The following is a 24,879-nucleotide window of genomic DNA, read 5'->3' on the forward strand; positions in this document are numbered from 1 at the left end:
GCAAACGGGCCCCGGCGGTTGCCGGGGCCCGTGGGCCATCTGTGCCGAGGCTCCCGGGGAAGGAGTCGAACCCTCATTCAATGGACCAAAACCATTTGTCCTGCCATTAGACGACCCGGGATGGTTCGTCACCTATGTCCGATTCAGTGATCGGGGTGATGTGCGGCCACCACTATGCCGTACCACCACCCCTCGATGCGACGGTACAGTTCAGCGCCGTCCCGGACCGTTACACGAAGGCATCCGTTGTAGCCCTCGCCGGTGTTCGTGCGGTTGGTCCGGGGGTTGTGCGTCTTGAGCGAGGTTTTGAGCAGAAGGCTGCGGTCCACGCCCACGTGCGCGGCCCAGAACTCCTCGGCCGCGGCGGCGTCCGCCGTCTCGTGGATCTGCACGCTGAACCGCACGCGCTCCGGATCGACTTCCAGCAGGCGGAGCCAGGCCAGGAAGACGGTGATCATTCCGGGGTCGCTGTTGACGAAGATCACCCTTTCCTGCCGGCCGGGAGCTTTGGCCTTGGCTCCCTCGGACCAGTAGAGGCCCACGCCGACCAGGAACAGTTCTCTGTCGCTGAGCTGCCCGATCTCGCGGGTCGCCGCCTCCTTGGTCTGCTGTCTTTCCTTGTCCCGTTTTCGCAGCGTCGCTTCCCAGCCCCGTTTCGCGATCGCCGAGGCTTCTTCCGGGGTCCTGGGCGGTGGCTTGGGCAGGTCGCGTACCCACAGGGAGATCGAACTCTTCGAGCAGCCCAGTTCCAGTTGGATCTGGTCGTAGGTCTTTCCCTGCTTGCGCAACTCGCGGGCCCTCGCCCGCAGGTCGTCCTTCGCTCGCGGGCGTCTCGTCCACTCCGGCGGCGGTTCGCCCTCCAGGAGGCGGTTGAGCAGGTCGTTGTTGCCGACTTTCAGGTGGTCGCGGATCTGCCTGCGGCTCAGGCCCTCCCTGCGCAGGGCGGCCGCCCGGTCGCGTAGTTCCTCGAAGGTCGCCGTGCCGGTGAGCAGGCCGCCGGTGCCGTCGCCCCGGCGGCGTTGTGCTGCGTGGGTCATGGCGACCAGCCTCGCCCGGGGCCCGGGCAGCGGATACGAATATGCGGTCGATTCACCAGTTCGGGGCTTACCTGGTGGTTTCGTGTGCGTTCGAATCCGTTGCGTGCTGTTGCACCCGAAGCCTGGCACTGTGCGATCGGCCCTTACGCTGGTTGGTATGACCGCGTCGGGGGAAGCCGTGAGCGAGGTCTCCGGGGGGCGGAGGCCGGTCTGGTGGTGGGCGCGGCGCCGGTCGATGGTGCTGGACGTGGTGCTGGCGGTGGCGTCGGCCGCGGAGTGTGTGGCGCAGGGCGTGCCGTTCGCGCAGGACGCCGGGCTGCCCCTGGGGTTCGGGATCGTGCTGGGGCTCGTCGCGGGCAGCACGCTGGTGCTGCGACGGCGGTGGCCGATCGTCCCGGTCTTGGTCGGCATGGCCGTCACGCCCGCGGAGATGGGCTTCCTGCTGACCATCGTCGGCCTCTACACCCTCGCCGCCTCCGACATCCCCCGGCGCATCACCGGGGCCCTGGCCGGGATGTCCGTCTCCGCCGTGATCATTGTCACGTTCGTGCAGATGTACCAGACCTTCGAGGAGCACGACCGCGGCTCCCCCTTCGTGCTGGCCGCGCTCGTCGCCCTGCTGATGTCGGTCGGCGTGACGCTGCCGCCGCTGCTGTTCGGGCTGTACGTGGGCGCGCGGCGCCGGCTCGTGGAGAGCCTGCGGGAGCGGGCCGACGGGCTGGAGCGGGAGCTGTCGCTGCTCGCGGAGCGGGCGGAGGAACGCGCGGTGTGGGCGCGGCGCGAGGAGCGCACGCGGATCGCGCGGGACATGCACGACGTGGTGGCGCACCGGGTGAGCCTGATGGTGGTGCACGCGGCGGCGCTGGAGCGGGTGGTGCTCAACGATCCGGAGAAGGCGGCGCGGAACGCGGCGCTGGTCGGGGACATGGGGCGGCAGGCGCTGACGGAGCTGCGGGAGATGCTGGGCGTGCTGCGGATGCCGGCGGGGTCGGTGTCGTCGCCGGGGGGTGGGGCGCCGGGCGGTGGCGACGCCGTCGTCGGCGCTGCGGCACCGGGTGGTGCGGCGTCCGGCGCGGCCGCGGCCGGCGGTACGGCCGCCGGGGTCGCGGGCGCCGGGGTTGCGGTGGCCGGTGCCGGTACCAGCGCCGGGGGTGCCCGGGGTGGTCCCGAGGCCGCCTCCTCCGCCGCCGGCGGCGCCCCCGCCGCCGTCGCCACCGACGCCGGCCGGCCCTCGCGGGGCGGCCCGGCCGCCGCGGGTGCCCGTGGCGGGCAGCGCCCGCGGGACGCCGCCGACGCCGGTGGTCCCGGGCCGTCCCTGGACGACCTGGAGTCGCTCATCGGCGAGTCCCGCGCCGCCGGGATGGCCGTGGACTTCGCGGTGGAGGGCGACCCCGGCCCGTACGCCGCCGAGGTGGAGCAGACCGTCTACCGGGTCGTGCAGGAAGCGCTGACGAACGTCCACAAGCACGCGCCCGGCGCCAAGACCCGGGTGCTGCTCGCGCACCGCGTCGCCGAGGTGGCCGTGCTCGTGGTCAACGGCCCGTCCGACGCCGCCTCGCAGAGCGCCGGGCTGCCCAGCGGCGGCAACGGCCTGGTGGGCATGCGCGAGCGCGTGACGGGGCTGGGCGGCGGCTTCGTCTCGGGTGCGACGGACGCGGGCGGCTTCCGCGTCTCGGCCGTGCTGCCCAGCGGGACGTAGCACCCGGGGCGCCGGCCGACGCGCCGGTCAGCGCATCCCGTGGAAGCAGCGCCCGTACGGACGCCCGTCCCTACTCCGGCCCCGGCGTCAGGCGCTGCGGTTCGAGTCCGGTCACCAGCGTCACCAGCGCCTCGTCCACGGTCCTGCCCAGGAACCAGTCCCCGGCGTGATCCAGCGCGTACCCCCTGCCGTCGGCGTCGACCGCCAGCACCGCCTGCGCCGTGCTCCCGTCCGGGGCCAGCTCCGCGCCCAGCGGGCACAGCTCCGTCCGGAGCGCGCGGCCCAGGTCCGCGAGGGTGCGCGTGAGATGCAGCCCGTGCATCGGGTCCACATGCAGGTCCGCCGGGCCCAACTGGCGCCCGGGGCCCTCGCCGACGACCCGCAGGCCGCCGAACTCCGCCCACGCCTCGACCGCCGCCGGGAACACCGCGTGCACGTGGCCGCCGGGCGACACATGGGCCCGGAGCGCGTCGGCCCAGGTCTCCGCCTGCCTTATGTCCCACCGGCCCGGCTCCCAGCCGGCCGCGCGCAGCGCGCTGTCGACCTCGACCGGGAAGCGCGTGATGTGGTGCGCGGCCAGGTCGCGCGGGTCCGTGGGGACCACGGCTCAGTCCTCGGCGTGCGCGTCGCCCACGGTGCGCACGCCGAAATGGGTCAGGAGCGCGGTGCAGGAGCGGCACGGCGGTGCGTACCGCCCGTGCAGCGGGTCGCCGTCCTCGCGGATGTGCCGGGCGGTGATCTTCGCCTGCTTCAGCGCCCGCCGCGCCTCTCCCGCCGACAGCGGCTTGCGCGCGGCGCGCTTGCTGCGGCCGGCCTCGACGGCGGTCAGGTGCCGCGAGAGCAGCACGGCTTCCGGGCAGCGCCCGGTGAACCGCTCGCGGCGGCCGCTGGTGAGCGTGTCGAGGAAGTCCTGCACCAGTGGGTGGAGCAGGGGGCCCTGGTCGGCGCGGCCCGCCGTGCAGGTGAGGGTCTGGCCGCGGACGGAGAGCGCGGCGCCGACGGCCGGCAGGACGCCGTCCCGCCGGCTGGTGAGGCGCGGCAGGCCGTCGCCGGGCGCCGTGTCGCGCCAGTCTGTGCGGGGGTCGGCCGCCGGGCCCGTCCCCGTCCCCATGTCCGTTTCCATGTATCCGTACGGAGTGTCCGTCCCGCCGAACGTGCGTCCCATACCGCCGTATGGATCGCCGCCGGTGAGCGGATCGACTGTGTCTGAGCGTGCGTGCATAGCGGTAAGAGCCTCCCCCGTGAAACTCCGCTGTCTCGCGCCGTCCAGCTTGCCACATACGTACGACACGACACCCGAGGTGCCTTCCGTACCGGCGTGTGCACACCCCGTGGTCCGGTCCCGTGCTGGGCAAGTCCGTCATTGCGGAGCAGATCACGCCGCTTGCCGGGGCGCTCTCTGACCAGGGCAAGACCGCCGGCCGCGGCACCCCATAGGCTGTGTTTTGACGGAGACCAACGGCAGGGGGCACACGCGATGACGTCAGGTCGGCGAGGAACGACCGTCGCACCGCCGAACGCGGCATACGCCGGGCAGGTCGTGAACTTCCCGGACCCGGTCCGGGCCGCCAGACACCCCCGCGGCGTGCGTGTGGACGCCGACGGTTACCCGGACTTCTCCCCGTACGCGCGCGCGGCGGCGGACATCGCCGAGCCCCCCGAGGGCTTCGGCATCGACGAGCTGCGGCTGACGGACTACGTGTCGGCGAACGCGGCGCTGCACGCGCAGGGCCACGAGCTGTGGTCGACGCTGCCGTCCGTGGCGACGCCGCACGGCTGGACCTGGCACCACGTGGCGGGCACCCGTCGCATGGAGCTGGTGCCGGCCGACGTGAAGGCGCTGCTGCGGCACCACGGCGGGCTGGCGACGGCGGCCGTCGACCAGGACAAGCGCGGCACGCGCCCGTTGCAGGAGACGCGGCCGGTGCATTTCACCCTTCCGCGTGACGGCGCTGCGGTCACCGAGGACCAGGTGATGGGCGTCGAGGAGGATCTCGGCTACGGGCTGCCGGGCGCGTACCGCGACTTCCTCAAGGCGGCGGGCGGCTGCGCGCCGGTCGGCGCGGCGCTCGACCCGGAGCTGGGGCTGCTGGTGGACCAGCCGTTCTTCACCGTGCGCGACGAGGCGGCGGTCAACGACGTGGTCTACGTCAACAAGTGCCTGCGCGACCATCTGACGAAGGACTACCTGGGGATCGCCTTCCTCCAGGGCGGGGTGCTGGCGCTGAAGACGAAGGGCCGCAGGCGCGGCAGCGTGTGGTTCTGCCCGTACGACGACGCCCGCGACCAGGGCGATTCGGGCTGGTCGGTCGCGGACCGGGTGGAGCGGCTGCTGCTGTTCTGCGGGGAGGACTTCGACGCCTTCCTCGACCGGCTGGTCGGCGGCCCGCCGGAGTTGGAGACCGTGGCGAATCTGATGGTGGACGGCGGCTTCGCGCGCGCCGTGCCGGTGGAGGGGTGAAGAGGTAATGGTCACCTTCGCACAGGCGCAGGAGCGCGCCGACTCGTGGATCAACGGCGGGGTGCCGCAGCAGCGGCGCCGCGAGGTCAAGGTGCGGGAGTTCGAGCTGGGCTTCGTGGCCTGGGCCGAGATCCCGGCGGGCGACGAGGTGCCGGAGGGCTCGGGGGCGCGCATGGTCATCGCGCGCGACTCGGGCGACACGACGCTGTGGCCCGCGCTGCCGGTCGGCGAGGTGATCCGGCGCTTCGAGGAGGAGTACGGCGGCGAGGAGGCGGCGGCGCCGCGTGGCGCGCAGCCGGGGGAGCGTGTGGACCTGGGGGCGACGTCGTTCCTGCTGACGCCGCCGGAGTGGCTGCAGGAGGCGGCGGACCAGATCGGCATTCCGCGGCGCGACTCGGGGTCCTCGGGGTCGTCCGGGTCTGCCGGGTCCGGTGGTTCGGGTGGCCGGCACGCGGCTGCGCCTGCTCCTTCCCCGTCGCCGTCGCCTGCCTCGGCGTCGGGTTCGGGTGCGCCGGGTTCGGGTGCGCCGTACGGGGCCGGGAGCTCCGGTCCCGCTTCGCCGTACGCGGCCGGGGGTGCCGGTGCTTCGGCGGTCTCCTCCGGGTCGGTGGGCCCGCGGGTGGACCCGACGGCGCCCGCTGCGGCGGCGCCGACTCCGTGGAACGACACCAACTCCCGCGGCGACGACGACGCGGCCTCCGTACCCCTGCCGGAGACGGTCCTCTCCGCTCAGCTTCCCGACACCCCGCCGCCGAGCGGCCCGTACCCGCCCCCGCCCGGCGGCGGCAGCTACCCCGGTGCCCCGGGCCCGCACTCGGGCGCGGGCGCTCCGCCCGCCCCCAGCGGCTACCCCGGCGCCCCGGCGCCGCCCGGCCAGCCCGCGGCCCCCGGCGCCACGCCCCCTCCGGGCCCCGGCGCCGCACCGGCCCCCGGCTCCGGCAGCTACCCCGGCGCGCCGGGCACCCCGCCCCCCGGCGCCCCCGCCCCGCCGGGAGCCCCGAACGCCCCCGGCGCCCCACCCGCCCCCGCGGCACCCGGCACCCCGGCCCCGCCCACCCCGCCCACCCCGCCCGCGGCCCCCGGAGCCCCGGGCGCCCCCTCCGCACCCGGAGCCCCCGGCGCTCCGGGCGCCCCCCACACCCCCTCCGCCCCGCCCCCCAACCCCGGTGGCGGTGCCGCGGACATCGCCGAGCAGGCCACCAGCAAGGCCACCCCCCTCCCGCCCCCGCTCAAGGGCAAGCGGTCCCCCGGCGGTCAGGGCGTACCGCCGCCTCCCGGCGCCCCCGGCACGCCCGGCGCCGGCCGCGGCTCCGGGTCCTCGGCGCCGCCCCCGCCGTCCGCTCCGGGCACCCCGGGCGGTGGCAACTCGTACATCCCGACCCAGCTCGTGTCGCAGGTCGACCCGGGCGCCTCCGCAGGCGGCGCACCCCCGGGCCCACCCTCACCCCCCGGCGCACCCGCCGCCCCACCCGGCGCCCCCGGGGCACCCAGCACACCCCCGCCTCCCGCGCCCGGCCAGCCCGCCCCGCCCCCCGGCGGCGCCCCCTTCGCACCGGGCGCCCCGGGCGCCCCCGGCGCGCCCCCCGCCGCCGGCCCCGCCCCCTTCCCCCCGGGCGCCCCCGGCGCCCCCGGACCCGTACCGGGAGCACCCGGAGCACCCGGAGCACCCGCCCCCGGCATGCCACCCCCCGGTGCCCCCCAGCCCGCCGGCTACGGCTACCCGCCCCCCGGCGTCCCCACCGTCGGCCCCGGCTACCTCGCCGTCCTGCGCTACCGCGCGCAAGACGGCTCCGAGCAGCAGGTCATGCGCCGCTCCGCCCCCGGCACCGCGCACCCCGAGTGGCAGATCCTGCACGAGCTGCGCGGCATGGGCGTACCCCCGCAGCAGGTCCTGGAGCTGCACACCGAGCTGGAGCCCTGCGACCTGCCCGGCGGCTACTGCTCCCGCATGATCCGCGAGACCTGGCCGCAGGTGCGGCTCAGCCACACCGCCTCCTACGGCCGCGACCACGCCTCCCGTCAGCAGGGCATGCAGCAGCTCATCGAGCACCAGGGCGAGCTGCACCAGGTCGCCGACGGCCCGGCCCGGCCGCGGCCGCAGCGCGTGCCGCTGCCGCCGCCCGGGCAGATCCCCGTGCTGCCGCCGCTGCCCCCGGAGGGGCTGGGGCACGAGCTGTACCAGGCGTTCGGGCCGCAGGGCGTGTTCCGGTACGACCAGCGGGCCGTGGCCCGGCAGGGCGTGCCGGACATCGTGGCCCAGACGCTCGTGTGGGCCGGGCTGCCGATGGACTTCGGCCCGTTCTTCTGGGGCCAGGCGCAGCCGGGCCGGCCGGTGCCGACGCTGGCGGAGCTGGCGGCGGAGCGGGGGGTGCAGGCGGCGTCCGACGCCGGTTCGTACCTCGTGATGGGCAACGACTTCGGCCGCCAGATGTGCGTCCAGTACGGCACCGCGCACATCGTCGCCGTGCCGCTGGAGGCGGCGCCCGGCGGGGGCAGCGCGCCGCCGCAGTTCGTGAACTCGGGGCTGCCGGAGTTCGTGCGCTGCCTGGCGATGCTCGGCCACATGTGGCGGATGCGCTTCGGGCTGACGCCGGACCAGGCGGGGCGCTGGACGGTCGACTTCCAGTCGCAGTTGGCGGCGATCGACCCGGCGGCCCTCCAGGGCCCCGACCACTGGTGGTCGGTGGTGCTCGAACAGCTCTGGGACGGCCTGTTGTAACCCTGCGCGGGCAGTACGGGAACGGCCTCACCGGCTCCGCCGGTGGGGCCGTTTCGTATGTTCTTCGACCGATGACCACCTGAAAGGAGTGGGTGTCAGATTATGACCGATTCGCACGAGTCCTGAAGGATGAGCGCCGACAGTCGACCGGGGACGAGAGGAGCTCGATCACATGGGCACCGTGAAGACGTCGGCTCGGGGCTTCGACACCGTACGCGGTGGTCGCGGCTACCACCCCGACCAAGTGGACGCCGCGGTGACCCGCGTGGGCGAGGAGCGCGACTCCGCCTGGGAGCGGGCCGCCCGCCTCACCGTCCTGGAGCGCGAGCTGGGCCAGGAGCTGGAACGCCTCACCGGCGAGCTGGCGCAGGTCAAGGAGCAGACGTACGCGGAACTGGGCGCCCGCGCCCAGGAGATCCTGTACCTCGCCCAGGACCAGGCCGCGGAACTCCGCGGCACGGCGGCGGAGCAACTGCACCGCGCGCAGGCCGAGACGCGCCAGTACGTCGAGGAGACCACCGCCGACACCCGCCGCGCCGCGCACGCACTGCGCGAGGAGGCCGAGGCCCGGCTGCGCAGCGCGCTCGGCGTGGCCGAGCAGGAGGCGGCCGACCTGCTGTCCTCCGCGCACGCCGCGGTCGAGGACACCGCGGGCGAGGCGGCGGCGGCGCTGGCGGAGATGAAGCACCGCACGGCGGCGATGCTCGACGACGCCGGTCACGAACGCACGGCGGCGGCGCGGCGGCTGGACGAGGAGGTACGGGAGCGGCGGCAGGCCATCGACGCCGACCTCGCCACCCGTACCCGGGCCGCGGAGGCGCACCTCGCCGAGCAGCAGGCGGCGCACGCCGAGGCCGAGGAGTACGCGGCCCGCTGCCGCGACGAGGCGGAGGCGCAGGGCGCGGAGCTGGTGGCGGAGGCGGTGGGGCAGGCGGAGCAGATCGAGCGCGACACGCAGCGCGCGCTGCGCGAGGCGGAGGGCCGCCGCGAGGAACTGTCGGCGCACATGGAGCACGTACGCGCCACCCTCACGGCGATGACGGGCCGTGCCCCGGACTCCGACCCGGCCACCGGCACCGTCCCGGGCCCCTCGCCCCACGGGGACGACTAGCGGTACGTCCGGGCTGCGAGCGATCTCACCCGGCCACCTCCCTACGCGGTGGCACACTGTTCGCCATGAACTCCTACGCGCAGCCCGTCTTGAGAACGGTGGACCTCTCGGAGGGGCTGCGCATCGTCGAAAGGCTGCTGGCACTCGCCGACCTGAGCGACCTGGAAGTCGACTTCGACGCGCGGATCTCCTCGCCCCACGCTCTCTCGGGGGTGCTGGCCCTGCTGCCGGACGCCGACTGGTGGGCGGAAGGGGAGAGGCCCGGCTCCTCCGCCAGGGGGGACGACCCCGCGGCCTGCCTGCCCGTCCGGCTGTCGTGCTGGTCCGAGACCCCCGAGGCCGTGGAGCCGTTTCTCCGGGCGGTGGGCGACAGCCCGGCGACGGTGCGGTGGGACTTCAACGCCTGGCCGGAGGCCCCGGAGGTGGGCCTGGGGGCGGGAGGCACCCGCGGGGCGTTCGTCACCTTGTGCGCGCACGCCCGCGATCTGGAACTGACCGAGCCGGTGGCCGACTACACGGTGTTCGTCCACGTCAAGCAGGTCGAGGCCGAACGCGCTCCGTGGCTTGCGGCGCAAGTCGGGCTGCGGGTGATCGGTGACCTGGACATGGCACCGTACTGACGGGAGCGCTCATCCTGGGCGTCGTGCTCTCAGGACGGCGTCGTGGGCGTGGTGGGTGCCGGCGGGCGGCGGGGCGGTGCGGGGGCGGGTCTCGTCGGCCAGGATCTCCCAGTCGGGTGCGAGGAGTCCGGCGATGTCGCCGGGCTGGTAGTAGTCCGCCGGGTCGAAGCCCGGCTCCCCGTGGCGGGCCAGGCCGGCGAGGGCGTGGGTGGCGAAGAGCAGCGTGCCGCCGGGGGCGACGGCGTCCAGCAGGCCGCGCAGTGCGGCGTGGCCGGGGCGGCGCCTGAGCGGGAAGTAGTGGACGGACACCAGGTCGTAGGCGCCGGCGGGTGGCGGTGCGGCCAGGAGGTCGGCCCGCTGCCACGTCACCCGGCCGCCGGCGTCGGTGGCCCTGGCGCGCCGCAGGGCGACCCCGGAGACGTCGACCGCGGTGACCTGCCAGCCGCGCCGGGCCAGCCAGCGGGCGTCGGCGCCTTCGCCGCAGCCGGCGTCGAGCGCCCGGCCCGGCGGCAGGCCGGCGGCCTCGGCGACGAGTACGGCGTTGGGGTTGCCGCTGAACACCTGGTCGCGGCCGCGGTACATCGCATCCCAGTGCTCGGTGTCCATGTGCCCGCTCCTCTCGCTGTGTGCCGCCACGGTGCACCCGGCTCGGCGATCCGGCAAAGTTCTTTGCGGAAAGTGCACAGGGGCCGCACAGTGGGCCCGTGAGCGATGACATCGACGCCGTGCTCGCCGCGGTCGGCCCCCGGCTGCGCGAGCTGCGCCGCCGCAGGGGCGTCACCCTGACCGCCCTGTCGGCGACCACCGGCATTCCGGTCAGCACCCTGTCCCGGCTGGAGTCCGGACAGCGCAAGCCGGGTCTGGAACTGCTGCTGCCGCTGGCCAGGGCGTACCAGGTGCCGAACGAGGAGCTGGTCGGCGCGCCGGCGGAGCTCGACCCCCGGGTGTATCCGCGGCCGTTCACCCGGAACGGCATGACCGTCGTCCCGCTGACGCGCAAGCCCGGCGGGCTGCAGGCGTTCAAGCACCTGCTGCCCGCCGGTCTGACCGACGGCCGTGAGCCCGACCCCCGGTCGCACGAGGGCTATCACTGGCTGTACGTCCTGAAGGGGCGCCTGCGCGTCGTCCTCGGCGACAAGGACTTCATTCTCGGAGAAGGGGAGGCGGCCGAGTTCGACACCCACCTTCCGCACTGGTTCGGCAACGCCGACGAAGGCGCCGTGGAGTTCCTCAGCATCCTCGGCCCCCAGGGCGAGCGCGTCCACGTCCGGGCGAGCTTCCGGCCCGGCGAGCCCGATCACCTCTGAACGCCGAGGGCCCCGTTCACCGCCGCCGGTAGGCGGTGGCCAGCACCGAGACGGTGACCCGGCCCGGCGGAGGTCCTTCCGTACGGGCCGGGTGGCGCGCGCTCGGTGTCATCGCCACCAGGTCCAGGGCCTCCGCCGCGGTCAGGTGGACGGGGTAGTCGACCCGCTCGGTGGCGGCGGCCTCGAAGAAGGGGTCGAGCGCGCGGTGCAGCCGCTCCTCCTTCGCCGGGTCGACGGCGACCATCGCGGGCCGCCGGTCGCGCAGTTCGGCCAGGTGGCGCCCGGTGGGGCGGAGCACGACCAGCCGGCCGCCCTGCCGCAGCACGCGGTGGAACCCGGCCGCGTTGCGCGGGGCGAAGACGTTCAGGACGACATCGGCGGTGCCGTCGGCCAGCGGCAGGGGGCGGAAGACGTCGGCGGCCACGGCGGCGGCCCGGTCGTGGGCACGGGCGGCGGCGCGCAGGGCGCGTACGGAGGTGTCGAGGCCGACGCCGCGGGCGCCGGGCAGCCGGTCGAGCACGCCGGCGAGGTAGTGGCCCGTACCGCAGCCCGCGTCCACGACCGTGGCCCGCGGCCGGGACACCGCGGCGGCCGCCAGCCGGGCCGCGGCCGCGCGCAGCGGCTCGTACGCGCCGGTGGCCAGGAACCGGCTCCGGGCGCGCACCATGTCCGCGTCGTCGCCGCTGGTGGCGCGGGCGCCGGTGAGCAGGCTGACGTAGCCGTGGCGGGCGAGGTCGAAGGTGTGGCCCGCCGGGCAGCGCAGGGCGCCGCCTTCGGGGTGCAGGCGGCGGGTGCGGCGGCACGTGGGGCAGCGCAGCACGTCGAGCGAGAGGGCGAGGGCGGGGGGAAGCGGTACGGGCACGGGGCACTCCTGGCACGGGGCGGACGGGGACCGTGCCTGCGGGCGCGCGCGCAACGCCGTTGCCCGCGAGGCGGGCGGCGAGGGAACGCGGATCACGCGGCAGGCACGCCGGGGAGGGCGACGCCGGCCGGCGCCGCCCTCAGTGCCTTCCGCTCAGAGGAAGCAGTGCGGACCGCTCGTGAATGCCACGCCACGAGTCTACGAGCCCCACGCGACGGGTTCAGGAGCCGCCGTCGGCGGAGGCCGCCGGGTCGCCGTGCCGGTACTCCCGGGGCGTCACCCCGTACGCCGCGCGGAAGTTGCGCGTGAACGCCGCCGCGTGGATGTAGCCCCAGCGGGCCGCGATCCGGTGTACGGGCACCGCCGCGAGCACCGGGTCGGCGAGGTCGCGGCGGGCGTGTTCGAGGCGCTGGCGGCGGATCCAGCCCGCGACTGTCTCGCGGCCCCCGGTGTGGGCGCGGAAGATCCGGTGCAGGTAGCTGACGGAGACGTGGTGGGCGTCGGCGACCGACTGCGGGGTCAGCTCCGGGTCCTCCAGGTGGTGGCGCATGAAGTCCACGACCCGCACCAGCAGCGCGTGCCTGCGGTGCTCCGGGTCCAGCGACTCCGGCGTCAGCGCCTCCAGTTGGTGGGCCAGGTGGGCGTGCACCAGGTCCAGCACGGCGGTGCCCAGCCGGGCGGTGTCGGTGGGGCGGTAGACGTCCGCGCTGCTCAGCACGTGGCCGACGGCGCCGGCCAGGAGCGCGCCCGGGCCCTGGTCGCCGGGGAGTTCCCGGCCGACCAAGCGCCGGAGGCTGCCGGCCGGGAGCGTCAGCCGCTCCTTCGGGATGGTGACGACCAGCGCGTCGAAGGTCCCGCAGGCGTCCGGGGGGCGGCAGTCGAAGCCGTTGAGCCGCGTCCCGTCGTGGAAGTACATGCCGCCGGGGCGGCAGACGCCCGTGCGGCCGTCCCAGTCCGTGTGCAGCGAGCCCTGAAGGGGCATGAGGAACTGGTACGCGTCGTCGCCGACGTCGGCGTCCGCGGACGCGCGGCGTACGTTCACCGGGGAGAGCCTGCGGGCCGCGACCTGGACTTCGCCCAGTCCGATCTCCAGTTCCTCGGCGAGGAACCCGGTGCCGTCCCAGCGCTCACCGCCCGGCTCCAGGGCGCAGAACCCCTCCATCCGCGAGCACATCCGGTTCGTCCAGTGGGAGAACCGGTCCGGTGCCGGTACCTCGTCGCTGCGGAACTCGTCCCCGATCATGCCTGCCTCCACCCCGACTGCCCCCCGAGACAAGTCCCCCGAGCCTAGAGCATCCATTTACCCGCCCTTTACCCGGACGGCGGGACCGCGCGGAGCGGGCGGAGTGCGCCGGGGGCGCGCGGCGCGGGCCGCGGCTGACGTCTGCGGCTGACGTCGACGCATCGTCAAGAAAGTGTCCTCAGAGCGTCAATGACCCGGCGGGGGCCCGGCTGCCACCGTGGGTCGGGACACGAATATGCGCGTGCGGTGACCGCTCGTGTCCTTGCTTGCATGCCTCTCATGCACGACCAGCACGAGAGACCGCGCGCGCCACCGCGCATTTTCGAAAGGCAACCCTCAGTGAACCGAACTCGCATGACAGTGCTGGCGGCCGTCAGCGCCGCCGCGCTCGCCCTCACCGCCGGCTGCTCGGACGACGACGGCTCCGACTCCTCCGCCGCGGACCGGGAGTCCTCGCAGGAGGCCGCGCCGGAGCCCGAGGAGGAGCCGGCGGCCGCCGAGGAGGAGAGCCCGGCCGCCGCGCCGAAGGAGGTCGAGGTGACGCCGCCGGGGACGAAGCTGAAGATCGGCGAGCAGGCGGTCGTCCCCTACGACAGGGCGGGCGCCACCGGCCACATCGGGATCACCGTCACCGGGGTGTCGGACGTGGACAAGGCGGCCTTCGACGCCGCGCTCGGGGAGAACGGCGACGCGGACATCACGCCGTTCTGCGTCGAGTTCACCGTCGAGAACGCGGACGGCAGCGACCTGGGCGGCTCGTACCCGCCGGACCTGATCGGCACCACCGCGGACGGCGGCGACCCCGGGGCCACGGTCTTCGGCGCGGACGTCGAGGGGTGTGCGGAGGGCCAGGCGCCCGACGAGTTCGCCGAGGCGGGGGCCTCGTACGAGACGAAGCGGCTCCAGGGCGCCGGCCCCGGCGCCGGCGTCGCGGGCGCCTCGTACGAGGAGGACGACTACGAGGACGAGCCGATCGTCTGGACCCCGTAACCGCCGGTCCGGCAACAGAGGCCGCCGACAGCGGCCTGCGGCCGCGATCGACAACAGAGGCCCCCGGCGGAAGCCGTCGGCGGCGACCGGCGACAGATGCCGGCAACGGAAGCAGGGCCGGCGTCCCACCCCCGTGGGGCCGCCGGCCCGTACGGGAGCCGCCTCCGGCGGCTCCGCATGACCGCCCGTCCCGGATACCGCCCGTCCCGGATACCGCCCGTACCGGGAACGGGCTCGGGGCCCGGCGAACGCCCACCAAGCTTCGCCGGGCCCCTCCACCGCGTACCGCCGCTACTCGGTCGCGATGGCGTTCAGCACGTTCATCCGGCCCGCCCGGAACGCCGGGACCAGCGCCGCGAACAACCCGACGACCGCCGAGCCCGCGAACACCACCCCGATCGTCGGCCAGGGGATGTCGAGCACCTTCAGGCCCTCCAGCGCCAGCAGTTGCTGTGCCGCCATGCCCCACGCCAGCCCGAGCCCGAGCCCGAGCAGCGCGCCGAACAGGGCGATCACCACCGACTCCAGCCGGATCATCCGGCGCAGTTGCCTGCGCGACAGCCCGATCGCGCGCACCAGCCCGATCTCCCGGGTCCGCTCGACCACCGACAGGGCCAGGGTGTTGACGACGCCGAGGACCGCCACGATGATCGCCAGCGCCAGCAGTCCGTTGACGAGGTTGAGCATCTGGCCCACCTGGTCCTTCAGGGTCTGCTTGAAGTCCGTCTGGTCGCGCACCTGGTACTGCGGGTACGGGTCCATCAGCTCCTTCAGCGAGGCGTACGCGGCCTCCTCCTGGCCCTCCTTCGCCTTGCCGAACATGATGTCGTCGAACGGCAGGTCGCCGGCCTTGATGTAGTCCCGGGCCGTGGTCAGGTTCAGATACGCGGCACCCGCGTCGAGCGTGGTCTCGGAGGAGGTGACGGCGCGCAGCGTCAGCTCCGCGGTGCCGCCGTCGGCGAAGTCGACGGTGAGGGTGTCGCCGAGCTTCAGCCCGTGGTCCTTGGCGAAGTCCTCGCCGACGGACATGCTGTCCTTCTTGTAGGCGTCGGCCAGGTCGCCGCGCACGGTCACGGTCCTGAGGTCCTGCGCGTAGGTCGCGGAGGCGGCGGTCAGGCCGTACTCCTCGACGGTCTCGCCGTCCGGCAGCGTCAGGTCGGCGTCGAGGGCCTTGTAGTGCGTGACGTGCTCCATGTGCGGGGCCTCGTCGAGGACCTTCGCGGCCTCCGGGACGATCGGCTGGCCGCCGTCGGCCTGGATGATGAAGTCCGCGCCCACCGACTTGTCCAGCTCCTCCGTCGCCGAGGCGACCATGGAGGACCCGACCACCGACAGGCAGGCGACCAGCGAGAGCCCGATCATCAGCGCCGAGGCGGTCGCCCCGGTGCGCCGCGGGTTGCGCAGCGCGTTGCGCTCGGCCATGCGGCCCACCGGGCCGAAGATCCGCAGCACGCCGGCTGCGAGGGCCCGTACCAGCAGACCGGCCAGCACCGGTGCGAAGACGATGAAGCCCAGCAGGGACAGCAGCACGCCGCCCGCGAGGTACATCGCGCCGTCGGCCGCCTCGTCGACGCGGGTGGTGAGGAAGAGCAGCCCGCCGCCGCCTGCGGTGAGCAGCACGCCCAGCGTGGTGCGTACGGCACCCGCCTTGCGGTCGCCCGGCGTGCCGGCCTCGCGCAGCGCGGCCATCGGCGAGACCTTGCCCGCCCGGCGGGCCGGCAGCCACGCGGCGAGCACGGTGACGATGACGCCGAGGACGATGCCCACGATGGGCGTGGTGGCATTGATCGTCAGGTCGGCGGTGTTGAGTTCCATGCCGGCCGCGCCCATGAGCTTCATCAGCCCCACGGCGATGCCGATGCCCGCGCCGACGCCGAGGACCGAGCCGATGACGCCGAGGAGCAGCGCCTCGACGAGCACCGAGCGGTTGACCTGGCGGCGGCTGGACCCGATGGCCCGCAGCAGCCCCAGCTCGCGGGTGCGCTGGGCGACGAGCATCGAGAAGGTGTTGACGATGAGGAAGATGCCCACGAGGACGGCGATGCCGGCGAAGCCGAGCATGGCGTACTTCATGACGTCCATGAAGCTGCCGAGGTCGTTCTTGTTCTCCTCGACGACCTCGTCCTTCGTCTGCACCTTGAGGGGCTCGGCGGAGTCGGCCACGGCCTTCTGGACGTCGGCCTTCAGCGCTTCGTTGGAGACGCCGGCGTCGGCGGTGAGGTTGACCGAGGAGAAGACGCCGGGCTTGCCGAGGAGCTTCTCCTGCGCGGTCGCGGTGTCGAAGTAGACGATCGTCGCGCCCGGGTTGGTGATCTTGAAGGTGGCGATGCCGACGACCTCGGAGGTGAACGAGCCCGGGGCCGCGATCGTACGGATCTTGTCGCCGATCTCCACGCCGTGCTTGTCGGCGGCGTCGGCGTCGATGACGACCTCGGTGGGGCCGCGCGGCTCGTGGCCCGAGGTGATCTCGGTGGTTTCCAGCTCCAGCCGGTCCCAGTTGGTGCCGATGGTGGGGGCGCCGGTGGTGGAGCCGAGGTTGTCGTTGTCGGCGTTCGCGACGGTGATGGCGTCGTTGGCCACCTCGCCCTCGACGGCCTTGACGCCGTCGACCTTCTCGACCCGCGCCAGCTCCGCGGCCGGCATCGTCGGCTGCGGCTTGCGGCCCCAGTCGCCGTCGTCGTTGTCCGCGGCCTTGGGGCTGACGCGGACGTCGGAGGCGGATGCCTTGAAGAGCCGGTCGAAGGTGGTGGTCATGGTGTCGGAGAAGACGAGCGTGCCGCACACGAACGCCACCGACAGGACGACGGCGACTGCGGAGAGCGCCATGCGTCCCTTATGGGAGAAGAAGTTGCGCATGGAGGTCTTGAGGACGGTCATCTCAGGCCACCCGGCCCCGCGCGTCGAAGGACTTCATCCGGTCGAGGACCTGCTCGGAGGTCGGGTTCCACATCTCGTCGACGATGCGGCCGTCGGCGAGGTAGAGGACGCGGTCGGCGTAGCCGGCGGCGACCGGGTCGTGGGTGACCATCACGATGGTCTGGCCCAGCTCGTCCACCGAGCGGCGCAGGAAGCCGAGAACCTCGGCGCCGGCGCGGGAGTCGAGGTTGCCGGTCGGCTCGTCGCCGAAGATGATCTCCGGCCGGGAGGCGAGCGCCCGCGCCACCGCGACGCGCTGCTGCTGGCCGCCGGAGAGCTGGCTCGGGCGGTGCTTGAGCCGGTCGGCCAGGCCCACGGTGCCCACCACGCGCTCCAGCCACTCGCGGTCGGGCTTGCGGCCCGCGATGTCCATGGGCAGCGTGATGTTCTCCAGGGCGTTGAGGGTGGGCAGGAGGTTGAACGCCTGGAAGATGAAGCCCACGCGGTCGCGCCGCAGTTGGGTCAGCTTCTTGTCCTTCAGCCCGGTGATCTCGGTCTCGTCGATCCAGATGCGGCCCGCCGTGACCGTGTCGAGGCCGGCGAGGCAGTGCATGAGGGTCGACTTGCCGGAGCCCGAGGGCCCCATGATGGCGGTGAACTGGCCCCGGGCGATGTCCACATCGACGTTGTCGAGAGCGAGGACCCGCGTTTCCCCCGAGCCGTACGCCTTGGTCACCTGTCGCGCTCGTGCGGCGACGGCCGTGCGCGCCGCTACAGCCGTAGTCACTGTCGTGTCTCCTTCGTCTGTGGAACCGCCCCTGCGGAACCTGTTCGCGCCGCTGCTGCGGCGCTGTTTCGTCGTGTGTATGAGTCTCGTGAGCGGGGGCCGGGAAATCCCTGGTGCCTGGCGCCGTATCCGGTGTGGGGATATCCCCACCCCGCTACTGGGGAAGGACCCCCCGCCCGGCCCGCCGTCTCCGCCGTCGACCCGCCTGACCAGGCTAGATAGCCCTGAGGGCGGTCCCGTCGGCCGGACGGAGGAGCCCGCCCCTGCTTTCCGACGGGGGCGGGCCCTTAGGGGTGCGCGGGGGCGGTACGGGCCGGAGGTCGGGGTTCCGCGGCGGCACCTGCGGCTTCGGGCTGGGGGCGGCGGAAGGCGGTGCGGCGGTACGGGGCCGGGGCGGGCGCGGACCGAGGGGTGGCACGGCCGCGGGTGGCCGGGAGCGGGCACCCAGGGGGGCGGGCACCCCCGGGAGGCGGGCACCCAGGCACCGGGGGCGCCGCCGCGGGGGCGGTCCTGCGGCTTGGGCGCCGGGTGTCGGCGGGGCGTCGTACGCTGGAGACCCCCCGGGGCGTCCGCCGCCTCGGGCTGTTCGCGTTGCCCGCGGCGCCGGCCGCCTGCCCACCCACCCAGTACCCAGCCACCCGGAGCGGATGCCCCATGAGCCTGTACGGCCTGCTCGACGCCGTCGTCCGCGACCCCGCGCTCGCCGAGGCGGTGACCGCCGCGGAGGGCGGCGCGCGGCCGAAGGTCGACCTCGTCGGCCCGCCCGCCGCCCGCCCCTTCGCGCTCGCGGCGCTCGCCGCGCGCACCCGGCGCCCGGTGCTCGCCGTCACCGCCACCGGCCGCGAGGCCGAGGACCTGGCCGCCGCCCTGCGCTCGCTGATGCCGCCGGGCCGCGAGGACGCCGTGGTGGAGTACCCGGCCTGGGAGACCCTGCCGCACGAGCGTCTTTCGCCCCGCTCCGACACCGTCGGCCGCCGCCTCGCCGTGCTCCGCCGGCTCGCGCACCCGGACCCCGACGACGCGGCCGCGGGCCCCGTCTCCGTCGTCGTCGCGCCCGTACGCTCCGTGCTCCAGCCACAGGTCAAGGGGCTCGGCGACCTCAAGCCCGTGGCCCTGCGCAGCGGCCGATCCGCCGACCTGGAAGAGACGGTGCAGGCGCTGGGGGCGGCCGCGTACAGCCGGGTGGAGCTGGTCGAGAAGCGCGGCGAGTTCGCGGTGCGCGGCGGGATCCTCGACGTGTTCCCGCCCACCGAGGAGCATCCCCTGCGGGTGGAGTTCTGGGGCGACGACATCGAGGAGATCCGCTACTTCAAGGTCGCCGACCAGCGGTCCCTTGAGGTCGCCGAGCACGGCCTGTGGGCGCCGCCGTGCCGCGAGCTGCTGCTGACGGGCTCCGTCCGGGCCAGGGCCGCCGACCTCGCCGTACGGCACCCGCAGCTCGGCGAGATGCTGGGGAAGATCGCCGAGGGCATCGCGGTGGAGGGCATGGAGTCCCTGGCGCCCGTCCTCGTCGACGACATGGAGCTGCTGCTCGACGTGCTTCCGGCCGGCAGCATGGCGGTGTCCTGCGACCCCGAGCGGGTGCGGACCCGCGCCGCCGACCTGGTCGCCACGTCGCAGGAGTTCCTCCAGGCGTCCTGGGCCGCCTCCGCGGGCGGCGGCGAGGCGCCGATCGACCTGGAGCTGCTGGGCCGCGCCTCGCTGTGGGGCATCGCCGACGTCCGCGAGCACGCGCGCGAGCTGGGCATGATGTGGTGGTCGGTCAGCCCCTTCTCCGCCGACGCGGAGCTGGAGGACGACACCCTGGAGCTGGGCCTGCACGCCCCCGAGGTCTACCGGGGGGACACCGCCCGCGCCCTCGCCGACACCAAGGGCTGGCTCGCCGACGGCTGGCGCGTGGTCTACCTCACCGAGGGCCACGGCCCCGCGCAGCGCACCACCGAGGTCCTCGGCGGCGAGGGCATCGCCGCCCGCCTCGACGCGGACCTCGCCCCCGACGCGCTCGCGCCGTCCGTCGTGCACGTCTCCTGCGGCGAGCTGGACCACGGCTTCGTCGCCCCCGGCCTGCGCCTCGCGGTGCTCACCGAGACCGACCTGTCCGGCCAGAAGGCCGCCGGCCGCGAGGGCGCCCGGATGCCCGCGCGGCGGCGCAAGCAGATCGACCCGCTGACCCTCCAGGCCGGCGACTACATCGTGCACGAGCAGCACGGCGTGGGGCGCTACCTGGAGATGGTGCAGCGCACGGTCCAGGGCGCCACCCGCGAGTACCTGCTGGTGGAGTACGCCCCCGCCAAGCGCGGCCAGCCGGGCGACCGGCTGTACGTCCCCACCGACCAGCTCGACCAGGTCACCAAGTACGTCGGCGGCGAGGCCCCCACGCTGCACCGGCTGGGCGGCTCCGACTGGGCCAAGACCAAGTCCCGGGCGAAGAAGGCCGTCAAGGAGATCGCCGCCGACCTCATCAAGCTCTACTCGGCGCGCATGGCCGCCCCCGGCCACGCCTTCGCGGGGGACACCCCGTGGCAGCGCGAGCTGGAGGACGCGTTCCCGTACGTGGAGACGCCGGATCAGTTGTCCACCATCACCGAGGTGAAGGAGGACATGGAGAAGCCGATCCCCATGGACCGCCTCGTCTGCGGCGACGTCGGGTACGGCAAGACGGAGATCGCGGTGCGCGCGGCGTTCAAGGCGGTGCAGGACGGCAAACAGGCCGCCATCCTCGTACCGACGACGCTCCTGGTGCAGCAGCACATGGGCACGTTCTCCGAGCGGTACGCGCAGTTCCCCGTGGTGGTGCGGGCGCTGTCACGGTTCCAGACGGACGCCGAGGCCAAGGCCGTGCTCGACGGGCTGCGCGAGGGCTCGGTGGACGTCGTCATCGGCACGCACCGGCTCTTCTCGTCCGACACCCGGTTCAAGGACCTGGGCCTGGTCATCGTCGACGAGGAGCAGCGCTTCGGCGTGGAGCACAAGGAGCAGTTGAAGAAGCTGCGCGCCAACGTCGACGTGCTGACGATGTCCGCCACCCCCATCCCGCGCACGCTGGAGATGGCCGTCACCGGCATCCGCGAGATGTCGACGATCACCACCCCGCCGGAGGAGCGGCACCCGGTGCTGACCTTCGTCGGCCCGTACGAGGACAGACAGATCGGCGCCGCCATCCGCCGCGAACTGCTCCGCGAGGGCCAGGTCTTCTACATCCACAACCGGGTGGAGTCCATCGACCGCGCCGCCGCCCGGCTGCGGCAGGCCGTGCCGGAGGCGCGGGTCGCCACGGCGCACGGGCAGATGTCGGAGTCGGCGCTGGAGCAGGTGGTGGTCGACTTCTGGGAGAAGAAGTTCGACGTGCTGGTCTCCACGACGATCGTGGAGAACGGCATCGACATCTCCAACGCCAACACCCTCATCGTCGAACGCGGCGACACCTTCGGCCTCTCCCAGTTGCACCAGTTGCGCGGCCGCGTCGGCCGCGGCCGCGAGCGGGGCTACGCGTACTTCCTGTACCCGCCGGAGAAGCCGCTGACGGAGACGGCGCACGAACGCCTCGCCACCATCGCGCAGCACACGGAGATGGGCGCCGGCATGTACGTGGCGATGAAGGACCTGGAGATCCGCGGCGCGGGCAACCTGCTGGGCGGCGAGCAGTCGGGCCACATCGCGGGCGTCGGCTTCGACCTCTACGTCCGGATGGTCGGCGAGGCCGTCGCCGACTACCGCGCGACGATGGGGGGTGCCGACGGAAAGGCAGCGGAGGCGCCGCCGCCGGAGGTCAAGATCGAACTGCCGGTCGACGCTCACGTCCCGCACGACTACGCCCCCGGCGAACGGCTGCGCCTGGCGGCGTACCGCGCGATCGCCTCGGTGACGTCGGAGGACGACATCCGCGCGGTCCGCGAGGAACTCACCGACCGCTACGGCCCCCTCCCGGAGCCGGTCGAGAACCTCCTGCTGGTAGCGGGCCTGCGCATGCTGGCCCGCGCCTGCGGCGTCGCGGACATCACCTTGCAGGGCACCCGCATCCGCTTCAGCCCGGTGTCGCTGCGGGAGTCGCAGGAACTGCGGCTGAAGCGGCTGTACCCGGGCGCGGTGGTGAAGCCGGCACTCAACCAGATCCTGGTGGACCGCCCGAAGCCGAAGCAGATGGGCGCCCAGCCGCTGAAGGGCCGCGAACTGCTGGCGTGGGTGGGCGAACTGCTGACGACGATCCTGGACTCGTAGGGACGGGAGCGGGGCGGGGGCGGGTGCGTGCGTCACCCCTGGAGGGGATTGCGCACCCGGATACCGGGAAACCGGCTGAAGTCACGGTCGGCGGACCAGAGTTCCCGTACGCCGTGCATCCGGCACAGTGCGGCGACCCGCCCGTCGTGCACCATCGGCCCGGCGACCTTGCCCTGCTCCAGCGCCTCGCGGAGCACGGCCCAGTACCCGGTGCCCTCGGCGAGGAGGACGGCGGTGGGGGACTGGAGCCAGGCGTCGATCTGGGTCAGCGCCTGCTCGGTGGTGCTCGGCGGCTGGTAGATGCGCGGGTGGGTGGCGACGGAGAAGAACTCGTGCAGACACGGCCACGGCAGCGCCCACGGAGCCGACCCCTCGGCGAGCCCCCGCACGGCGGCCGCGGCCGCGTCGTGGAACGGGCTGTCCGCGCGGTGGGCGTAGACGAGGACGTTGGTGTCGAGGGCGATCACGCCCGGTCCCCGTAGGCGAGGTCGCGGATCTCGTCCCAGCTCGCCCCGCGCACGTCCCGCTGCAGCCCGTCGCCCGTCACGCTGGCGTCCCGCAGAGTGAAGGCGGCGCGGTCGGCCTCTTCGTCCAGGACTGCGCGCAGGCCCTGCTCGATGAGGGCCTTCAGCGTGGTTCCTTTGCGCCGGGCCGTCCGGCGCGCCTCGGTCAGCAGCGCGTCGGAGATGTCGACGGTGGTCTTCATATGGCTCACCATACCCAGGGACCCATACTCCCATACGTGATGACACACCGTGTCGGATCATCACCCTGCGTACGGCTGTGCGGATGACCGTAGGGCGCCGCCGGTACGCCCCCCGCCCCGGGCCTGGTACGCCGCATCGACGCCGGCGATTTCGGTGGTCTGGTCTTCTACGACGACGAAGGGCTGGCGTGGAGCGCCGGGAACGAGCGCCGACCGGAGCAGGATCGCGGCTACCGCGCCGGGCCGCTCACGGCCGCGTACCGGACACCGTCTACGACGGGTGCGCGCGCGCCGGTCAGCGGCCCGTCGCGCCGTCGATTTGTTCGCGGAGGATGTCCGCGTGGCCCGCGTGGCGGCCCGTTTCCTCGATCATGTGCGTCAGCGCCCACCGCACGCTCGGCGCCTTCCCGCCCCGCCGCGGTACCTCCGCGCCCAGGTCCGTGCAGTCGTCGAGCACCCGGTTCGCGCCCGCCACCGCCTCGCGGTAGTCCGCGACGATCTCCGCCACGGTCGACGCCGCCGGGGCCTCGAACGTCGACGGCCAGTCGGTGACCCGCTCGCCCAGGAACGTCGCGCGTTCGACGTACGTGAGGTGGTGCAGCAGGCCCAGCAGGTTCGTACCCGACGGGACTCCCGCCGTGCGCACCTGCGGTTCCGGCGCGGACTCGACCTTCGCGGCGATCGACGTCCGCAGGTAGTCGAGGAAGCCGCGCAGCGTCTCGGCCTCCGTGGCTCCGGTACGGGGCGGCGGGGTGTCCCTGCGGCGGGATGCGGCGGCCATGGGGGTGTCCTGCCTTTCGACGAGCAGCGTCCGGTACGCCGCCAGTCTCCGCACCCCCGCCCCGTCCCGCGAGAAACCTTGCCGTTCCGGCAAAGCCCCGTGCCCGTAACGGATGAACCGAAGCCGCCCGGAACCCGGCGGTAAGGTGCGTCGCATGCCGGATGCCCCGTCCCGCCCCGAGCCGTTCACCCCGCACACCGAACCCGCGGCGCTGGACGACCTCCGCGCGAGGCTCCGCGCGACCCGCTGGCCGGACGCGCCCGAGGACGCCGGCTGGTCGATGGGCACCGACCTCCCCTATCTCCGTGGACTCGCCGGCTACTGGGCGGACGGATTCGACTGGCCGGCGCAGGAGGCGGCACTCGCCCGGCTGCCCCGCTTCCGCGTCCGGCTCGGCGGCCTCGGGATCCACTTCGTGCACGTACGGGCCGCCGCGCCCTCAGCCTCTGCCGCCCCCGTCCTGCCGCTCGTCCTCAGTCACGGCTGGCCCGACTCCTTCTGGCGCTACACGAAGGTCATCCCCCTCCTGACCGATCCCGGCGCGCACGGCGCCGACCCCGCCGACGCCTTCGACGTCGTCGTCCCCGACATGCCCGGCTACGGGTACTCCGACCACCCCGCCGGCCCGCCCCTCGACTCCATCGCCGTCGCCGGGCTCTGGGCCCAGCTCATGGACATCCTCGGCTACGACCGCTTCGGCGCCGCGGGCGGCGACATCGGCAGCCACGTCAGCCGCTACCTCGCGCTCGACCACCCCGACCGGGTCGTCGCCGTTCACCGTACGGACGGGGGCATGCCCGTCCCGCCGGGCGACCCGGCGGACCTCGCCCCCGAAGAGCGCGCCTGGTTCGAGTCGGTCGCGGCCTGGGGCGCGAGCGAGGGCGCGTAACGCCGCCATGCACCGTACGAAGCCCCAGACCGCCGCCTTCGGACTCGCCGACTCGCCGGCCGGGCTGGCGGCATGGATCGTCGAGAAGCTCCGGGCGTGGAGCGACTGCGACGGCGACGTCGAGCGCTCGTACACCAAGGACGAGATCCTTACGAACGTCACGCTCTACTGGCTGACGAACACGATCGGCTCGTCGATGCGCATGTACCGCGCGAACGGCGCGATCCCGCCCGCGCAACTCGCCCGCCGCGTCGAGGTGCCATCCGGCTTCTCGCTCTTCCCCGGCGACATCGCCCGCCCACCGCGGGCCTGGCTGGAGCGCACCGCGAACGTCGTGCGGGTGACGGAGCCGGCGCGCGGCGGGCACTTCGCGCCGTTCGAGGAGCCGGAGCTCTACGCGGAGGAGCTGCGCGCCTTCTTCCGCCCGTACCGGGCGGCGGCGGCCTGATCCGCCGCTGCCCCGTACTCCGGCCGCAGGTCCCGTACTCCGGCCGCAGGTCCCGTACTCCGGCCGCAGGTCCCGGACGTCGCGGAACCGGCCGACGCCATGACCCACTCCTGCTGGCTTCTGGCCACGCCGGCCGCTGCCTCCG

Annotated in this window: 19 protein-coding genes, 1 tRNA gene and 1 pseudogene; 9 read left to right on the top strand and 12 right to left on the bottom strand. The window is 74.0% G+C overall.

Annotated elements, in window-relative coordinates:
* Positions 1-50 precede the first annotated feature (50 nt).
* Positions 51-121, bottom strand: a tRNA-Gln gene (locus tag CXR04_RS22710).
* A gap of 22 nt (positions 122-143) precedes the next feature.
* Positions 144-1,037, bottom strand: coding sequence for a hypothetical protein (locus tag CXR04_RS22715; protein ID WP_101424149.1), 894 nt, complete (start codon positions 1,035-1,037; stop codon positions 144-146).
* Positions 1,038-1,194: 157 nt separating this feature from the next.
* Between CXR04_RS22715 and CXR04_RS22720 the strand changes: the two genes are divergently transcribed.
* Complete coding sequence (locus CXR04_RS22720) at positions 1,195-2,736, top strand: sensor histidine kinase (protein ID WP_101424150.1); 1,542 nt, start codon at positions 1,195-1,197, stop codon at positions 2,734-2,736.
* 70 nt (positions 2,737-2,806) lie between these two features.
* Here CXR04_RS22720 and CXR04_RS22725 read toward each other — a convergent pair whose 3' ends face one another.
* Positions 2,807-3,340: an SUKH-3 domain-containing protein gene (locus tag CXR04_RS22725; protein WP_101424151.1), complete on the bottom strand. Its 534-nt coding sequence runs from the start codon at positions 3,338-3,340 to the stop codon at positions 2,807-2,809.
* A gap of 3 nt (positions 3,341-3,343) precedes the next feature.
* Positions 3,344-3,847 (bottom strand): YwqJ-related putative deaminase, encoded by a 504-nt coding sequence (locus CXR04_RS22730; protein WP_101424152.1) that lies wholly within the window; start codon positions 3,845-3,847, stop codon positions 3,344-3,346.
* Positions 3,848-4,213: 366 nt separating this feature from the next.
* On the opposite strand from CXR04_RS22730, the gene CXR04_RS22735 reads away from it, so the two are divergent.
* The 4 genes from CXR04_RS22735 to CXR04_RS22750 all read left to right on the top strand — a co-directional run bounded on the left by CXR04_RS22735 (position 4,214) and on the right by CXR04_RS22750 (position 9,647).
* On the top strand, positions 4,214-5,197 hold the full coding sequence (locus CXR04_RS22735) for an SMI1/KNR4 family protein (RefSeq protein ID WP_101424153.1): 984 nt from the start codon (positions 4,214-4,216) through the stop codon (positions 5,195-5,197).
* Between the two features lie 7 nt (positions 5,198-5,204).
* A complete protein-coding gene (locus CXR04_RS22740) occupies positions 5,205-7,916 on the top strand; it encodes an SUKH-4 family immunity protein (protein ID WP_101424154.1) in 2,712 nt (903 codons plus the stop codon).
* 172 nt (positions 7,917-8,088) lie between these two features.
* Positions 8,089-9,027, top strand: coding sequence for a hypothetical protein (locus tag CXR04_RS22745; protein ID WP_234380421.1), 939 nt, complete (start codon positions 8,089-8,091; stop codon positions 9,025-9,027).
* Positions 9,028-9,092: 65 nt separating this feature from the next.
* Positions 9,093-9,647, top strand: a complete 555-nt coding sequence (locus tag CXR04_RS22750) for a hypothetical protein (RefSeq protein ID WP_234380422.1) — start codon at positions 9,093-9,095, stop codon at positions 9,645-9,647.
* A gap of 9 nt (positions 9,648-9,656) precedes the next feature.
* Here CXR04_RS22750 and CXR04_RS22755 read toward each other — a convergent pair whose 3' ends face one another.
* Entirely contained in the window at positions 9,657-10,253 is a 597-nt protein-coding gene (locus tag CXR04_RS22755) for a class I SAM-dependent methyltransferase (protein WP_101424155.1), read from the bottom strand.
* Positions 10,254-10,351: 98 nt separating this feature from the next.
* Between CXR04_RS22755 and CXR04_RS22760 the strand changes: the two genes are divergently transcribed.
* Positions 10,352-10,954 (top strand): XRE family transcriptional regulator, encoded by a 603-nt coding sequence (locus CXR04_RS22760; RefSeq protein ID WP_101424156.1) that lies wholly within the window; start codon positions 10,352-10,354, stop codon positions 10,952-10,954.
* A 16-nt stretch (positions 10,955-10,970) separates the two neighbouring features.
* Here the strand turns inward: CXR04_RS22760 and CXR04_RS22765 are convergent, their stop codons facing one another.
* A complete protein-coding gene (locus tag CXR04_RS22765) occupies positions 10,971-11,816 on the bottom strand; it encodes a methyltransferase domain-containing protein (RefSeq protein WP_101424157.1) in 846 nt (281 codons plus the stop codon).
* Positions 11,817-12,036: 220 nt separating this feature from the next.
* Positions 12,037-13,059 carry an AraC family transcriptional regulator gene (locus tag CXR04_RS22770; protein WP_101424158.1) on the bottom strand — a complete coding sequence of 341 codons (1,023 nt, stop codon included), beginning with the start codon at positions 13,057-13,059 and terminating at the stop codon, positions 12,037-12,039.
* Between the two features lie 354 nt (positions 13,060-13,413).
* Between CXR04_RS22770 and CXR04_RS22775 the strand changes: the two genes are divergently transcribed.
* Positions 13,414-14,049, top strand: a complete 636-nt coding sequence (locus tag CXR04_RS22775) for a hypothetical protein (RefSeq protein ID WP_101424159.1) — start codon at positions 13,414-13,416, stop codon at positions 14,047-14,049.
* Positions 14,050-14,340: 291 nt separating this feature from the next.
* Here CXR04_RS22775 and CXR04_RS22780 read toward each other — a convergent pair whose 3' ends face one another.
* Together CXR04_RS22780 and CXR04_RS22785 are read right to left on the bottom strand one after the other, a co-directional pair.
* Positions 14,341-16,926: an ABC transporter permease gene (locus CXR04_RS22780; protein ID WP_101424160.1), complete on the bottom strand. Its 2,586-nt coding sequence runs from the start codon at positions 16,924-16,926 to the stop codon at positions 14,341-14,343.
* Position 16,927: 1 nt separating this feature from the next.
* Positions 16,928-17,692 carry an ABC transporter ATP-binding protein gene (locus tag CXR04_RS22785; RefSeq protein WP_101424161.1) on the bottom strand — a complete coding sequence of 255 codons (765 nt, stop codon included), beginning with the start codon at positions 17,690-17,692 and terminating at the stop codon, positions 16,928-16,930.
* 654 nt (positions 17,693-18,346) lie between these two features.
* Here CXR04_RS22785 and mfd point away from each other — a divergent pair.
* Positions 18,347-21,910, top strand: coding sequence for a transcription-repair coupling factor (gene mfd / locus CXR04_RS22790; RefSeq protein ID WP_101424162.1), 3,564 nt, complete (start codon positions 18,347-18,349; stop codon positions 21,908-21,910).
* 32 nt (positions 21,911-21,942) lie between these two features.
* Here mfd and CXR04_RS22795 read toward each other — a convergent pair whose 3' ends face one another.
* The 3 genes from CXR04_RS22795 to CXR04_RS22805 form a co-directional block, all read right to left on the bottom strand.
* Complete coding sequence (locus tag CXR04_RS22795; RefSeq protein WP_101424163.1) at positions 21,943-22,377, bottom strand: TA system VapC family ribonuclease toxin; 435 nt, start codon at positions 22,375-22,377, stop codon at positions 21,943-21,945.
* Positions 22,374-22,616: a DUF2191 domain-containing protein gene (locus CXR04_RS22800; protein WP_234380423.1), complete on the bottom strand. Its 243-nt coding sequence runs from the start codon at positions 22,614-22,616 to the stop codon at positions 22,374-22,376. Before CXR04_RS22800 ends, CXR04_RS22795 begins: the two co-directional genes overlap by 4 nt.
* Positions 22,617-22,911: 295 nt before the next feature.
* Positions 22,912-23,397, bottom strand: a complete 486-nt coding sequence (locus tag CXR04_RS22805) for a DinB family protein (protein ID WP_101426540.1) — start codon at positions 23,395-23,397, stop codon at positions 22,912-22,914.
* Between the two features lie 154 nt (positions 23,398-23,551).
* Here CXR04_RS22805 and CXR04_RS22810 point away from each other — a divergent pair.
* A pseudogene (locus CXR04_RS22810) lies at positions 23,552-24,734 on the top strand (epoxide hydrolase family protein).
* Positions 24,735-24,879: the final 145 nt, after the last annotated feature.

This window comes from Streptomyces sp. CMB-StM0423 (genome assembly GCF_002847285.1).
In the GTDB taxonomy this organism is placed as follows: Bacteria; Actinomycetota; Actinomycetes; order Streptomycetales; family Streptomycetaceae; genus Streptomyces.